This window comes from Polaromonas sp. P4_F6 (assembly GCF_056401275.1).
Map to the genome: position 1 here is coordinate 84,511 of NZ_JBFUJQ010000010.1, position 13,912 is coordinate 98,422.

Annotated in this window: 13 protein-coding genes and 1 tRNA gene; 8 read left to right on the top strand and 6 right to left on the bottom strand. The window is 65.4% G+C overall.

What is annotated here, in order from left to right; genetic code table 11:
- Nucleotides 1-5: 5 nt before the first annotated feature.
- The 6 genes from AC1DUN_RS20285 to AC1DUN_RS20310 all read left to right on the top strand — a co-directional run bounded on the left by AC1DUN_RS20285 (nucleotide 6) and on the right by AC1DUN_RS20310 (nucleotide 6,818).
- Complete coding sequence (locus AC1DUN_RS20285; RefSeq protein ID WP_477715545.1) at nucleotides 6-707, top strand: response regulator; 702 nt, start codon at nucleotides 6-8, stop codon at nucleotides 705-707.
- Nucleotides 688-2,238, top strand: a complete 1,551-nt coding sequence (locus AC1DUN_RS20290; RefSeq protein WP_477715546.1) for a sensor histidine kinase — start codon at nucleotides 688-690, stop codon at nucleotides 2,236-2,238. Before AC1DUN_RS20285 ends, AC1DUN_RS20290 begins: the two co-directional genes overlap by 20 nt.
- Before the next feature lie 246 nt (nucleotides 2,239-2,484).
- On the top strand, nucleotides 2,485-2,913 hold the full coding sequence (locus tag AC1DUN_RS20295; protein WP_477715547.1) for a tripartite tricarboxylate transporter TctB family protein: 429 nt from the start codon (nucleotides 2,485-2,487) through the stop codon (nucleotides 2,911-2,913).
- Between the two features lies 1 nt (nucleotide 2,914).
- The gene (locus AC1DUN_RS20300) at nucleotides 2,915-4,489 is read left to right on the top strand and encodes a tripartite tricarboxylate transporter permease (protein WP_477715548.1); all 1,575 of its coding nucleotides are present in this window, start codon (nucleotides 2,915-2,917) and stop codon (nucleotides 4,487-4,489) included.
- A gap of 109 nt (nucleotides 4,490-4,598) precedes the next feature.
- The gene (locus AC1DUN_RS20305) at nucleotides 4,599-5,030 is read left to right on the top strand and encodes a DsrE family protein (protein WP_477715549.1); all 432 of its coding nucleotides are present in this window, start codon (nucleotides 4,599-4,601) and stop codon (nucleotides 5,028-5,030) included.
- A 252-nt stretch (nucleotides 5,031-5,282) separates the two neighbouring features.
- On the top strand, nucleotides 5,283-6,818 hold the full coding sequence (locus tag AC1DUN_RS20310; RefSeq protein WP_477715550.1) for an FAD-dependent monooxygenase: 1,536 nt from the start codon (nucleotides 5,283-5,285) through the stop codon (nucleotides 6,816-6,818).
- Nucleotides 6,819-6,858: 40 nt separating this feature from the next.
- On the opposite strand, the gene AC1DUN_RS20315 is transcribed toward AC1DUN_RS20310, so the two are convergent.
- The 3 genes from AC1DUN_RS20315 to AC1DUN_RS20325 are packed head-to-tail and all read right to left on the bottom strand — an operon-like array spanning nucleotide 6,859 to nucleotide 9,883.
- On the bottom strand, nucleotides 6,859-7,512 hold the full coding sequence (locus tag AC1DUN_RS20315) for an ABC transporter permease subunit (RefSeq protein ID WP_477715551.1): 654 nt from the start codon (nucleotides 7,510-7,512) through the stop codon (nucleotides 6,859-6,861).
- Nucleotides 7,505-9,193 (bottom strand): transporter substrate-binding domain-containing protein, encoded by a 1,689-nt coding sequence (locus AC1DUN_RS20320; protein ID WP_477715552.1) that lies wholly within the window; start codon nucleotides 9,191-9,193, stop codon nucleotides 7,505-7,507. Before AC1DUN_RS20320 ends, AC1DUN_RS20315 begins: the two co-directional genes overlap by 8 nt.
- A 9-nt stretch (nucleotides 9,194-9,202) precedes the next feature.
- A complete protein-coding gene (locus AC1DUN_RS20325) occupies nucleotides 9,203-9,883 on the bottom strand; it encodes a methyltransferase (protein WP_477715553.1) in 681 nt (226 codons plus the stop codon).
- Between the two features lie 190 nt (nucleotides 9,884-10,073).
- Here AC1DUN_RS20325 and AC1DUN_RS20330 point away from each other — a divergent pair, with 190 nt between their 5' ends.
- Together AC1DUN_RS20330 and AC1DUN_RS20335 are read left to right on the top strand one after the other, a co-directional pair.
- Nucleotides 10,074-11,561: a CYTH and CHAD domain-containing protein gene (locus tag AC1DUN_RS20330; RefSeq protein WP_477715554.1), complete on the top strand. Its 1,488-nt coding sequence runs from the start codon at nucleotides 10,074-10,076 to the stop codon at nucleotides 11,559-11,561.
- Between the two features lie 85 nt (nucleotides 11,562-11,646).
- Nucleotides 11,647-11,720 (top strand) — tRNA-Gly (locus AC1DUN_RS20335).
- Between the two features lie 446 nt (nucleotides 11,721-12,166).
- Here AC1DUN_RS20335 and AC1DUN_RS20340 read toward each other — a convergent pair.
- The 3 genes from AC1DUN_RS20340 to AC1DUN_RS20350 all read right to left on the bottom strand — a co-directional run bounded on the left by AC1DUN_RS20340 (nucleotide 12,167) and on the right by AC1DUN_RS20350 (nucleotide 13,831).
- Entirely contained in the window at nucleotides 12,167-12,481 is a 315-nt protein-coding gene (locus AC1DUN_RS20340) for a hypothetical protein (RefSeq protein ID WP_477715555.1), read from the bottom strand.
- Nucleotides 12,482-12,583: 102 nt separating this feature from the next.
- Complete coding sequence (locus tag AC1DUN_RS20345) at nucleotides 12,584-12,961, bottom strand: DUF7674 family protein (protein WP_477715556.1); 378 nt, start codon at nucleotides 12,959-12,961, stop codon at nucleotides 12,584-12,586.
- 417 nt (nucleotides 12,962-13,378) lie between these two features.
- Nucleotides 13,379-13,831 carry an SMI1/KNR4 family protein gene (locus AC1DUN_RS20350; protein WP_477715557.1) on the bottom strand — a complete coding sequence of 151 codons (453 nt, stop codon included), beginning with the start codon at nucleotides 13,829-13,831 and terminating at the stop codon, nucleotides 13,379-13,381.
- Between the last annotated feature and the right edge of the window lie 81 nt (nucleotides 13,832-13,912).

The window sequence follows — 13,912 nt, forward strand, 5'->3', positions numbered from 1 at the left end:
CCCCTATGCGATTGCTGCTTGTTGAAGACGAAGCCGAGATGGCGGCGTGGCTGTTGCGCGCCTTCAAGCAAAGCGGCTATGTGTCCGACCACGCGCCCGATGCCGCCACCGCCGAGTCGCTGCTGGCCGGCAACGACTATGACGCCGTGGTGCTGGACCTGCGCCTGCCCGACAAACACGGGCTGGCGCTGCTGGCCGAGCTGCGCAAGGACGGCAACCGCACGCCCGTGCTGGTGCTGACCGCGCAGGGCTCGCTGCAGGACCGGGTCAAGGGCCTGAACGTCGGGGCCGACGACTTCCTGAGCAAGCCCTTTGCCCTCGAGGAACTCGAGGCCCGCCTGGCCGCGCTGGTGCGGCGCAGCCGCGGCCGTTCCCACGCGCCGCTGCAGTGCGGGTCCCTCTCGTGCCCGCATGACAGCCGCGCCTTCACGCTGGGCGGCACGCTGCTGCAGCTCACGCCGCGCGAAAGCGCGGCCCTGGCCGTGCTGCTGGCGCGCAGCGGCACGCCGGTGGAAAAATCGCAGCTCTCCGGCAAGGTCTTCCCGGCCGACAGCAACGCCGGCCCCGATGCCATCGAACTGGTGCTGCACCGGCTGCGCCGCAAGCTTGAAGGCGGCGACGTGCGCATCGTCACCGTGCGCGGCCTGGGCTACATGCTGGAGGCCATCGCGCCGGAGAGCGCCGCGCATGAAGATACTGCGCACTGACCCCGACCGCTTCGGCATACGCGCGCGCCTGCTCACGCTGCTGCTCCCGGCCATCCTGGGCCTGCTGGCCCTGGACAGCTGGAACGACTACAGCGCCCTCAGAAATCAGGTGCAAGACGCCTACGACCAGAGCATGCTGGAGGCCGCGCACGCGCTGCAAAGCAGCGTGACACCGGCGCGGGACGGCTCGCTGCGGCTGAACACGCCGGCCGGGGTGCAAGCCATATTCGGCACCGACTATCCCCTGCAAAAATACCTGCAGGTGAGCCTGGCGCCCCCGCCCCAGGCGCCGGCGCAGGCCGGGAAAACCAACCCGCCTGAACTCACCCTGCTGGGCGGAACAGAGCTGCCGGCGCCGCCTCCCGAACTGTCAACACCCGGGGCCGACGCTCCCGCCGCGGGCTTGCCCGTCTGGTACGACAGCTTCCACGCGGGCCATCCGGTGCGTGTGGTGGCCCTGCGCAGCCAGGTGCTTGACGGGCAGGGCCGGCCCTTCAGCCTGCTGGTCCAGGTTGCCGAAAGCACGGTGCCGCGCGACCGCGCGCAGGACGCCACCTTGCGGCAGGAACTGATACGCGACGCGCGCATGGTGCTGGTGATGGTGCTGCTGGTCTGGCTGGGCGTGACCTGGTCGCTGCAGCCGCTGGAGCGCCTGCGCAAGTCGGTGCTGCAGGGCAAGGGCGACGAGCTCAGGCCGCTGGACACCAGCGGCGTGCCGCATGAAGTGGCACCGCTGGTCGAGGCCCTGAACCAGCACCTGGCCAGCTACCGCGAGCTGCTCGAGCAACAGTCGCAGTTCCTGGCCGATGCCTCGCACCAGCTGCGCACGCCGCTGGCCATCATGCTGACCCAGGCCGGCGTGGCGCTGCGCGAAAAGGACACCGAGCAGATTCACACCACCCTGCGCGCCATGGTCGCCCAGATCGCGCGCAGCCGGCGCCTGTGCGAGCAACTGCTCTCGCTGGCCCACGCAAGCGAGAGCGCGCCGCCCGCCGGCACGCCCACCCTGGTCGACCTGAACGCCATCGCCCGCGAGGTGGTGCTGCAGCACCTGGCGCTGGCCCACGAAAAAAACCTGGACCTGGGCTGGATGGACGCCCGCGGGGATTCGGCGGATACGGATACGGATGCGGCCGCTGCGCAAGACGCGCCGGCAGCCGCGGTCCCGGTGCTGGCCCGGGAGCCCGAGCTGCACGAGGCGCTTTCCAATCTGGTGCACAACGCCATCGCCTACACGCCGCCCGGCGGCCAGATCACCGTGATGGCGGGCAGCCAGGGCGGCATGGCGCTGGCCGAGGTTCGCGACAACGGCCCCGGCATTGCCCAGGCGCGCCGCGACCAGGTGTTTGAGCGCTTCCATTCGGCCGGCCCGGGCGCCGGCAAAGGCTCGCGCGGCGCCGGGCTGGGCCTGTCCATCGCGCGCGCCTACGCCAGGCGCAACGGCGGCGACATCGAGCTGGCCGACCCGGCCTCCGGCACCGGGCTGCGCGCCATCCTGCGCCTGCCGCTGGCGCCCTCGCCGCAGCGCTGACAGCCCGCGCCGGCGGCCGCACCAGCGGGTTCCTACCCGTTAGTGATAACACGTATTTTGGCCCCGGCCGCGCAAAACGAAAGCCGATTGGAAGCCTCGCTTCCTAACATCCCCTCCAGCCCGAACGCCCCCCAGGCCGCATTTCCCGAGCGGCCCGGGGCCGGGACACCACCCCTAGGAGACACGGATGACACACCCCCCGTTTGCGACAAGGCCCTTCGCGGCCCAGCCATGGAGCGCCCCACGATGAACTTCAACAACCGCAATTTCATACGGGGCCTGTGCCTCATGGCCATTGCCCTGGTCTTTGGCGGGGTGTCCTTCAACTACACGCTGGGCGAGCTGAGCCGCTCCGGGCCCGGCCTGTTCCCGCTGATGGTGAGCTCCTTCCTGTTCATCATCGGCGTGCTCACCGTGGTGCGCTCGCATTTTGTCGACCCCGTGCCGCTGGACTACAGCATCAAGAACATCGCCATCATCCTGCTGAGCCTGGTCGGCTTCTCGCTGATCTCCCAGTTCGTCAACATGATCCTGGGCATCGTCTTCCTGGTGTTCTGCTCCACCCTGGCCGGCACCTCGTATTCGCTGGTGCGCAACGTCAAGATCTCCCTCGGCCTGATTGCCGTGGCCTTTGCCTTCAAACACCTGCTGGGCCTGAGCCTGCCCCTGTACTGATATGGACGTCCTACACAACCTCGCGTTCGGTTTCGAACACGCGCTGACCCTGCAAAACCTGATGTACTGCGCCCTGGGCTGCACCGTGGGCACGCTCATCGGGCTGCTGCCCGGCCTGGGCCCCCTGTCCACCATCAGCCTGCTGCTGCCGCTGACCTACTCCATCCCCACCGGCGGCGCGCTCATCATGCTGGCCGGCATCTACTACGGCGCCCAGTACGGCGACAGCGTCAGCGCCATCACCATGAAGATCCCGCACGCCAGCAGCATCGTGGCCTGCATAGACGGCTACCAGATGACGCTCAAGGGCAAGACCGGCCTGGCGCTGTTCACCGCCGGTGTCTCCAGCTTCATTGGCGGCACGGTGGCCATCGTGGTGCTGTCGACCATGGCGCCCGCGCTGGGCGAGGTCGGCTTCCTGTTCGGGCCGGCCGATTACTGCGCGCTGATGCTGCTGGGTTTCTTCTGCGTGAGTTTTGTCAGCAGCGGCAGCCTGCTCAACGGCCTGGCCATGGCCATGGTCGGCGTGCTGCTGGGCATGGTCGGCACCGACGTCAACAGCGGCGTGGCGCGCTACACCATGAACCTGCCCTTCCTGATGGACGGCATAGGCCTGATCAGCATCGCGCTGGGCTGCTTCGGCATTGCCGAGGTCGTGAAAAACCTCGACAACAAAAACGTGCTCACGCCCTTTAACGGCAAGATCAAGCTCATGCCCACCTGGCCCGAGTTCAAGCGCATCATCCCCAGCGCGCTGCGCGGCAGCGTGATCGGCTCCATCCTGGGCATACTGCCCGGCGGCGGCCCCACCATCGCCCAGTTCGCCGCTTATGCGGCCGACAAGAAGCTCAGCAAGTACAAGCACGAGATCGGCACCGGCTGCATCGAAGGCGTGGCCGGCCAGGCCGCCGCCGACGAGGCCGCCGCGCGCACCAGCTTCATCCCGCTGATGGCCATCGGCATTCCCGAGAACGCCGTCATGGCGCTGATGATGGCCGCCTTTGTGGTCAAGGGCATACAGCCCGGCCCCAACATGATTGGCACCCACCCCGACCTGTTCTGGGGCCTGGTGGCCAGCATGTGGATAGGCAACTGCTTCCTGCTGGTCCTCAACGTGCCTCTGGTGCGCTACTGGCTGTCGGTCTTCAAGATCCCCTACACCGTGCTGTTCCCGGCCATCCTGTTCTTCTGCTGCATAGGCACTTACAGCATCAACAACAGCCTGGACGACATCTACACCACCGCCGTGTTCGGTTTCATCGGCTACCTGTTCCTGCGCCTGGACATGGAAGCGGCACCGCTGCTGCTGGGCTTTATCCTGGGCCCCATGCTGGAGGAGAACTTCCGCCGCGCCATGCTGCTGAGCCGCGGCAGCTTCAACGTCTTCGTCAACCGCCCCATCAGCGGCACCCTGCTCGGCGTCATCGGCATCCTGGTCGTGTGGCAGACGGTGGTGTTTATCCGCAAGCTGATCAAGTCGCCCGACCACCACATCCACTCGGCAAAGCAGGGCGAACAGGCCCCCACGCCTGTCGCGGCGGCTGCCACCTCCGGGTCGCTGGCTTCCGGCGAATAAAGCCCTCCCCCACCACAAGCCCCCGAAACTGCCCTTGCGGCGGTTCCGGGGGCTTGTTTCATGCGGCCGTTGTGTTGAAATAAGCCTCTCTTTGAGGAGACCTTAGAACATGAACCGCAGACTCTTCGTCCAGGCCGGTGCCACCGCGGCCCTGGCCCTCTTCCTGCCGCTCGCCATCGCCCAGTCCGCGGGCGCCAAACGCCAGGGCATCGTGATCCAGGTCAGCGACAACGACCCGGCCAAATGGAACCTGGCGCTCAACAACGCCAAAAACCTGCAGGACGACGTGGGCGCGGCCAATGTCGAGATCGAGATCGTCGCCTACGGCCCCGGCATAGGCATGCTCAAGCTCGAGTCGCCCACCGGCTCGCGCATCGCCGACGCCGCCAAGGCCGGCGTCAAGATCAGCGCCTGCGAGAACACCATGCGTGCCCAGAAGCTCGGCAAGGACGACATGCTGGCCGGCATCAGCTACGTGCCCGCGGGCGTCACGGAGATCATGAAGAAGCAGCACGAAGGTTGGGCTTACCTGCGGCCTTGATTTTTATACGGCCGTTACCACGACACGGCCATGGACTGTTGCGGGTGAGCCGGAGGCCTTGCTACACTGGGGCTGTCGAAAAAGGCAGACCTGGTTTGGTCAGTCCAGGTCCTTTCAGCAACGAGAGCTCTGCCTCCGCACATCGCAGGAGGCCCCACGACGAACACGGATGCCATACAGGCGTCCCATGTTCGTCCGTGTGGTTCTCAAGGTCGACGAACCGCTCCGGCCGAACATCACTCAGGAGCGGTAATGAACGATTATTCCATTTATGACGTCGTAGTCGTCGGGGCAGGCCCGGTGGGCTTGCTGTTGGCCAGTGAACTGCGGCTGGGCGGCGCATCCGTCCTGGTGCTCGAGCGGGCCGGGAACCCGGACTCTCCGCTCAAGGGCCTTCCCTTTGGCATGCGCGGGCTTTCAATTCCCACCGCCGAAGCGCTTTATCGCAGAGGATTGCTGGGAGAAGTTCAAGCCTTGCAGGTGCAAAGAGCCATGGCCCCCGACGGCAAGCCGGCGCCTGTAGCGCATTGGATGGGGCAGGCGCGGCGCCCTGGCGGACACTTCGCAGGTATCCAGTTCTTCCAGGACAAGATCGACAGCACGCGGTGGCCCTATTGCCTTGCCAGCCCGGCAAGCGCACCTGTGGCGTCGACCATGGCGGACATCGAAGCCGTCCTGGACGCGCATGCGACGGCCCTGGGGGCCGAGATTCGCAGAGGTCTTGCCGTGGACGGGTTCGACGCTTCGGACGAACATGTTGATGTTCTGGCAGGCAACCGGACCTTTCGCGCCCGCTGGCTTGTCGGATGTGATGGAGGCCGCAGCATCGTGCGCAAAGCCGGCGGTTTTGATTTCCTGGGCACGCCGCCGGAGTTCACCGGCTACTCGGTTGAGGTCGAACTGGCCGACCCGGAGAAGTTGACGCCGGGGCGCCAGTACACACCCACCGGGGTGTACACGTTCCAGCCCCCGGGAACCCTTGCCATGGTTGACTTTGACGGCGGCGCGTTTCATCGCAGCCAGCCCGTGACCCTGGAGCATGTGCAGTCGGTCTTGCGCCGTGTCTGCGCCTGCGACGTTACCGTAACCGCGCTCAGGCTCGCGACCACATGGACCGACCGGGCTTTTCAGGCCAGGCAGTACCGCAAAGGGCGGGTGCTTCTCGCCGGTGACGCCGCACACATCCACTCCCCGCTCGGCGGGCAAGGCTTGAACCTGGGATTGGGAGACGCCATGAACCTCGGCTGGAAGCTAGCCTCCACCATTCGGGGCGAGGCGGCGGGCGACCTGCTGGATACCTACGCCGCCGAGCGCCACCCCGTGGGTGCACAAATCCTGGACTGGTCGCGTGCGCAAGTCGCGCTCATGCGGCCGGGCGAAAGTTCCCGCGCTCTTGGAAGCATCATTCGCGACCTCATTGAGACGCCGGACGGCGCGACCTATTTTGCCGAGCGGGTATGGGGCGTGACCTTGCGGTATGACCTTGGCAATGCGCACCCCCTGGTCGGTCGAAGTGCGCCGGACTTCGAAGTTTCCGATGGCCGAAAACTTGCTGACTGTTTGCGTGCCGGAAAAGGCGTGTTGCTCGAGTTCGGCGCCAATACTTTGAAACCCATCGCCGGCGCCTGGAAAGACCGCATCGCCTACGCGCGTGGAAGCACCGACACCCGCTTCGGCCTGAGCGCGCTGCTCGTGCGCCCGGATGGCGTTGTCGCCTGGGCAAGCGAGTCGACATCCGACGCCAAAGAGTTGCTCATACAAACAAGGCGGTGGTTTGGCGCAAGCTAGTCCGGCGGTTTCGCTCGCCTGCGGCCGGCCACGCCGCCCCTCAGGGCTGCTCAGCCCCTTCCAGCCGCGCCGCCTGCACAGGCCGGTGAAAGCGCTGGTTGAGCTTGCCGCGCCAGTGGTTGATCAGGTGGTAGATCAGCTGGAAGCACACGGTGAAGATGACGATGACCAGGGCGATCAGCAGCAGCCTGTCGCCGGCCTTGGGCAGGGTTTCGATGGCGCGCAGCGTGACGGTGGTGGCCTCGACCACGCCCACCGCGGCGCCAAAGCCCGAGGACAGCACCATGACAAAAAAGGCGCGCACCAGGCCCATCACAAACAGCATGGCCGCGACTGGTGAGCCGCTGCGCAGCTGGCGCATGGCCTCGACCGCGTGGTCGGACACATAGGCCGCCGCATACAGCGTCAGTGAAAGCACCACCGCCAGCCAGGGCGTCATGGCAAGCTGCCGCTGGCCGACGTGAAAGTCCGGCACCACATTGACCAGGAAGAACATCACGACAAAAGTGGGCACGGTCCGCAGCAGCGCGACCAGCCAGGCGGCCGGCGTGGCGGCCAGGCCGTTGTGAAAACGCGCGGCCGCCAGTGGCGCGCCCAGCAGCATGCCGCCCAGCAAGGCGCAGATCGCGATCTGGAAGTTCACCAGCAGGCCGCGCAGGAACTCCGGCAAGAAGTGCGGGAGCAGCTCAAGCATAGGCGCCCCCGCTCAGGGCCAGGCGCGACTGCCAGATGTCGGCCAGGCGGTGCACCACGGCGACCAGCAGCATGTAGAAGACCAGCAAGAAGGTGTAGGTGGTGATGCGCTCGCTCGAGAACGAGGCGACGTCGGTCAGCGCGGCCAGCAGCTCGGGCACACCCATCACCGACGCGGCCGGGCTGCCCCGGGTGGCGTTCACGACAAAGGCCACCATTTGCGCCCTGGCCCGGTAAACTGCGGCGCTCAACGCGGGCTGGGCCGGCGCGCGCTCCTCGCGCAAGGTAAGCATGGCTTCGGCGACGGCCTGCCCGGCATTGCTGCCGTTGAACAGGCCCAGCACCAGCACGGCCGCGGCCAGCGCCACCAGCGGCGAGGTCGCGCCCATGGCGCCGACCACCGCACCGGCCAGGATCATGAGCAGGATCAGCGGCGTCGATTGCATGGGCCACAGCACGCAGCGCATGGACCAGCGTAGCCACGGCGTGTGCGAGGTCAGGCCTGCGCCGAAGGCCAGCGCGAAAGCCCAGGTCGCGAAGACGGAGCCCACCACCAGCAGCAGGGAAAACCACACACCTTCCAGCAGAAGGTCCAGCGCCACCCAGGTCTTGAACATGGCCAGGGTGACCCGCGTACCGGTGGCCTGGTAGATCAAGTGTTCAAGCTGGTCGACCTTGGCGGCGAAGGAAGTGGGCGGCAGCTGGTTGTCCAGCGGCGCTTTCACGCAGGCCGGGTCGTTCAGGGCGCTGATCTGCGCGCAGGTGCTGCTGGACCAGAGCTTGCGCTGCTGCGCCAGGAAGGCCGAGTCCACACCGTGTTTCTGGGCCAGGGCCTGCAAGGCGCCCGAGATGTGCAGCTGCTGCATCGACAGCGCCAGCACGTCGGCCAGGCGTTCGCCGCCGTCACGGGCCACGGCCACGCCCCAAGGCAGCGGCGCGAAACCGAACTTGCTGTCATAGGCCGCGGCAAATGCGGGCTGCTGCAGGTAGGACGCAAAAAAACTGTCGTCCTGCGCGACCAGCGAGCAGCCGCCCAGGCGCAGCTCGTCGACCAGGCTGGAAGCTTTGTCAAACAGCTTGAGGCGCGCGCCGTTGACCGACAGCTCGGCATTGGTGCTGTTGCCCACCGTCACGCAGACGGTGTTGCCGCGCAGCTTGACCAGGCCGCCGATTTGCAGCTCCTTGCGGCCCAGCACAATGGTTTGCGACTGGTAGTAGTGCGGCCGCACAAACAGCGCTTCGCGGTCCCGCTGCAGGGTGTGGCCCATGGTGGCGATGACCAGGTCGACCCGGCCCTCGCCGAGCAAGGCCAGGCGATTCGCCGGCGTGACCACCACCAGCACGGGCTCCACACCGAGGGAGCCCGCCAGCTGGTGCGCCAGGTCAATCTCAAAACCCTGCAGCGCGCCGGTCGCATCCTCAAACGCAAACGGCGGGTAGCCGGTGCGCACGCCCACCCTCAGGGTTTTGCTGCACAGCACGCGCGCGAGCACGTCCACCGCGTCGTCGCATTTTTTGGCTTTTGATGCGGCGGCCTGTGCCGGCGGTGATTGCGGCGGCCGGCTGTCCTGGCCGGCGGCGCCAAAACTCAGCAGCAGCGCCAGGGCCAGGACCATCGAGCGGCGCAGCAGCACCCCGGCATGCAGGGCGGGGCTGCCTTGATCCACGCTGCAGATCGCCATCAAGCTTCCTTATGCCTCATCATGCTTCCAGCTTAGTTCAACCAGGTCGAAGTCGACAAACCAGTAGTCGCCGACCCTGTGAATGCCCCGCCCTTCAAAACGCGCCCGCACTTGAGGGCTCAGGCAGGCCAGCTTGTGCGCCGGCAAAGGCGCCGAAGCGCAGTAAGCGATGCGGGCCCGCAAGCCCAGCGCATCGGCCATGGCCTCGGTCTTGCTGAAATCGAGAAACACGTTGTGCGTCATCACGGCCAGGCCGCCGGGCGCCAGGTGGCGGCCCAGGCCCTGCAAAAACGGGTCCACACTGCGGCGGCCGTCTATGCCGCCCGCGCTCCAGCTCGGCAGGCGGCCGTCGCCCTCTATATGCTCGGCCGCGAACTGCGGCAGGTTGGTGACCACCAGGTCATAACAGTCGTCCCCGCAGGCCGACCACATATCGCCCTGGACCAGGCTGGCTCTGGCCCGCAGGCCTTCCTGGTCCAGCAGCCCCTGCGCCGCCTGGACCGCCAGGGCCTCGAGTTCAATGCCGACCGCGCTTTGCGCCCCCAGCGCCAGCAGCGTCGCCATCACCACGCCGCTGCCCGGCCCCATCTCCAGCGCCCGGGACGACAGCACGCGCGCCGGGTGCTTGCGCAGGTAAAGCAGCAAGGCGGCGGTGTACTCGCTAGGACTGAATAAGTTATGGTCGTTCAAAGCAGCCTTCTTGAATCCCAAAACCGCGGGCATCGCAAGTGATGCGGCCGGCTGGAGGCACGGCTCGAGCGATAGTAACCTATGGATACACCTTTGTGACTACATCCGGGGCCGGCCGCCGCCTCGCCAGGCAGGCGGGCGCGCAGTACCATGGTTTGCCGCGCCGCGATGCGTCGGCGCACACACCACCATGGAAATCGAACTCAAACTCAGGCTGCCCCCTGACGCGCTGGCCGCGCTGCGCGCCGACCCGCTCTGGGCAGGCACCCACACCACGCACAAGCAGCTGGACAATATCTACTTCGACACGCCGCAGCGCGCGCTCGCCAGCGCCGGCATAGGCCTGCGCCTGCGCAGCGACGGCAGGCACTGGTTGCAGACCGCCAAGGGCGGCGGCAGCAGCCGCGCCGGCCTGCACCAGCGCGAGGAAATCGAGTTCGCGGTCGCCGGCCCGGCGCTCGAATGGGGGCCGCTGGCGGGCACGGCTTTTGCGCCCGTGCTGGAGCCCCTCAAGGACCGGTTGCAGCCGCAGTTCCAGACCCGCTTCAAGCGCGAGATTCGCCGAGTCACCGGCCCCGCTGGCGGCGTGATTGAAGTCGCCATCGACCAGGGCGAGATCCTGGCCCGGGAGCGCCGCGAGCCGCTGTGCGAGCTCGAGCTTGAACTGCTGGACGGGCCTGTGGACGAACTCTTCGCGCTGGCCCTGCTGCTGGTGGAACGCCACCCGCTGGTGCTGGACAGCCGCAGCAAGGCCGAGCGCGGCGACCGCCTGGCCCAGGGCCGGCCGCCGGCGCCGCCCGCCAAGGCGGCCGCAATGGCTGAGCCGCCGGGCAGGGACACACGCGCCGCCGCGCGCGCGGCGCTGGAAGCCGCCCTGGCCCACTGGCAGGCCAATGAAGCCGGCTTTATCGCCCAGCCCCAAGGCGGGCACTACGACAGCGAATACCTGCACCAGCTGCGCGTCGCGGTGCGGCGGCTGCGGGTGGCCTGCGGCCCGCTGGCCGATGCAGCCCAATGGCGGCAGGAAACGCTGGCGCCCTTGCAGGACAGCCTGCGCGCCCTGGGCCAGCGCCTGGGCGCGGCGCGCGACTGGGATGTCTTTATGGAAGAAACCTGGCCGGCGCTGGCGGACGGCCTGCACGACGCCGCCCTGCGCCAGAAGCTGCAGGAGGCCGCCGCCCTGCAGCAGGCCACGGCGCACCTGCAGGCCCAGGCCGCCCTGGAAGAACGCGATACCCAGCGCCTGTTGCTGCAGCTGGGCCGCTGCCTCGCGCAGCCGGACGGCGACGGCGAGCCCGTGCCCTTTGACGCGCTCACGGCACGGCTGGCAAAACTCGCCCACAGGCTGCGGCAGGCCCTGCCCAGGCTGGAACAGCTAAGCCCCGCGCGCCTGCATYGCCTGCGCATCACCGCCAAAAAGCTGCGCTACCTCACCGAGTTCATCGCCAGCCGCTACGAGCCGCAAGCCACCGAAGCCTGGCTGGACTGGCTCAAAAAAGCGCAAACTGTTTTTGGCCTGCACAACGACCGCGTGACGGCGCGGGCGCATATCGAAACCCTGTGCGCCGGCATGGAGCAGCCCGGCAAGCTGCAGCACAGCCTGCAGGCGGCGCTGCGGGAGCGGGAGCAGCCTGAGCTTGAGTTGCCGGACTTGCCTGAGCCCTACTGGCATTCTTGAAAGTCGAAACCGGGGTGTAAAATTAGCCGCGAGCCCCATCCGGCGCGGCTCAAGCGGAAAGTGGCTCATCAGCAGCCACCCAAACGCGGGTGTAGTTCAATGGTAGAACGGCAGCTTCCCAAGCTTCATACGAGGGTTCGATTCCCTTCACCCGCTCCATATCTCTGTAACTGATTGATTTCTTTCAAGAATGGCGACCGCGCTGGCCGCCGTTGCGGGTCCATTCGACGAGCCTGTTAGACATGATCGCTCACTTCATCGATCGATTTGACTTTCAGATCACCGTCAAATCTGCCAGCCATGTACGCAGACAAACAATCTGAGACCTCGTCGAGGAGCGCCAACCCTTTCGGGTCGTGGTCGTTCTCGGCGGCAAGTGTGAGTCGCGAACCGTCCCAGGCGCATGTAAGGTTCGCGTGCCATTTGCGATGCTCCGCAAACTCCTTCGCGATGTCGATGGCAGCCTCCGAGCCAGCATCCTTCGGAACACCATCGCATACGAGAACGGCTCAATAGATCATGTTTAACGTAGACGTAACCGGCGACTTGCGGCTGAAAGCCGCGCAGCGGCGGGATGCCGCAAGGCGTCCGTGTTGACGGGCGGGTTAAACGGCATCGTCATCGTCCCGCCGTGACTGAACCGGTAACTCATCCTTCGGGCCAGAGAAGGCGGATGTAATCGTGCCAATGATGACCAATACGATGCCAAGTGGAATAGCGAAGAACGAAGCCACGAATGCTGGTGTTGCCATAGCCGCGATGAAGTTGAACTCTACTCCGAGGACGTGGCACCCCGCTACTGGGCCGCTGGAACCCCCGCCAGTACAACCCATGGCGGAATGTGCAACCATTCCGACAATGAAGATGAATGGGAATAGCAGTGCGACAACCACGCCAGAAATAACCAGTTTGCGTCCCATGCCGTCTAACGTTCGACGTAAGGGGCGGCCCGCTTGCGGGACGTCCCCTTGACGGAGGGGTTAGGGCGCAGTTCGATGGCGCGACGCAGGTCCAATTGAGACTTACGGATCACGACGGTGGAACTCTGTGTAGAGCTGCCTAAGGTTGGGCGGAAGTTGCTTCCAGTATGGCTCGCACTTCCTGCTGGGAACTTGCCAGAACAAGTTCTCGACAAAAGAGACGTCAATGCATTTTCGGACGGGATCTGCACCCTGGAGGAAGGCGCCTTCTATGAACTGAAAGAGCGGTCCATGAATCGCGTAGGGCACCTCGCGCTGCATTTCGGCATTGAGGGCATCCGCTAGCGCCTCGAACCACGCGTACTCAATTCCAACGTCAAGACTATCACCCCAGCGCTTCTGGAGGTGACGATCCGCGGAGAGAGAGATCGGTGGGAATCTCTCCCGTACGCGTTGGTAGAGGTCTACGACGGCATCCATTCATGCACCATAACGTAAAAATGACCGGACCATCAACACAAGCGGCGAAGCCGGCTCCTGCTGTTGTGGGTCCGTGTCGATTGAAATGTTAAGCCTCACACCTCAGTCCTCCGAGCCAAGACGCCTTGAAACACGCGCCCTTACCTTTTCTCTAAGCGCTGAATCGCTGCGAGGGTCCATTCCCTCCGTAACGAACACTCTGTCCGTAAACCCACCGACGTCCTTCGCTAAGGTGATGAAGCTCTCGCTGTCTCTCGCAGCCTTACTGAAGCCCAAAACAGAGCTCAACTCGGCTAACAGTGCATTCACGGCGGCGGCGTTCGGGTTGTCTTGCATGTGAGGCCTAACGTTCGACGTAAGGGGCTGGCCGCAGGCCAGTCCCCTTGACGGAGGGGTTAGGCAGCTGGCCAGTGTGAGCTAAGGCCGAAGGCATGACGACAAGCCTCTAAGGTCGGCGATCAGAACTTCCGTGAAACTACCAGAGTCTTTGGGCTCCTGCATTCCATCGTTGATGAACCAACACTTCGGATTGGCTTCGCTCATCGAGGCATCGAACCACGCTGCCATGTAGCCCTGGTGAGTAAAGAAGACGACATGCGAAGGAATGACTTTGTACTTCGAGTCGACTTCTTCCAGCAGATCCTTCAGCACTTCTTTGTTCGATTCAAGATCAGAGACAAACCAGTTCGAACCACGGAAGATTCCGTTGAAATCTTTGCCCATCCAGAGAAGGTACTCGCGATAGGCATTTGGGAGAGGGAAGCCGATGCTGTTTTCTAGCGCGGCCACCTCGGCCGCAGTTGCGCCGACGGGCTCTCCAAGGACGGGAGCAATCAGCTCAGCGTGAAGTCTTTTTGCATCGCCTAGCATGAGATGCCTAACGTTGAAGGCAACCGGACCGCAACACTTGCGGCGAAGCCGCCTTCTGCAGTTGCGGGTCCGTGTTGGCCG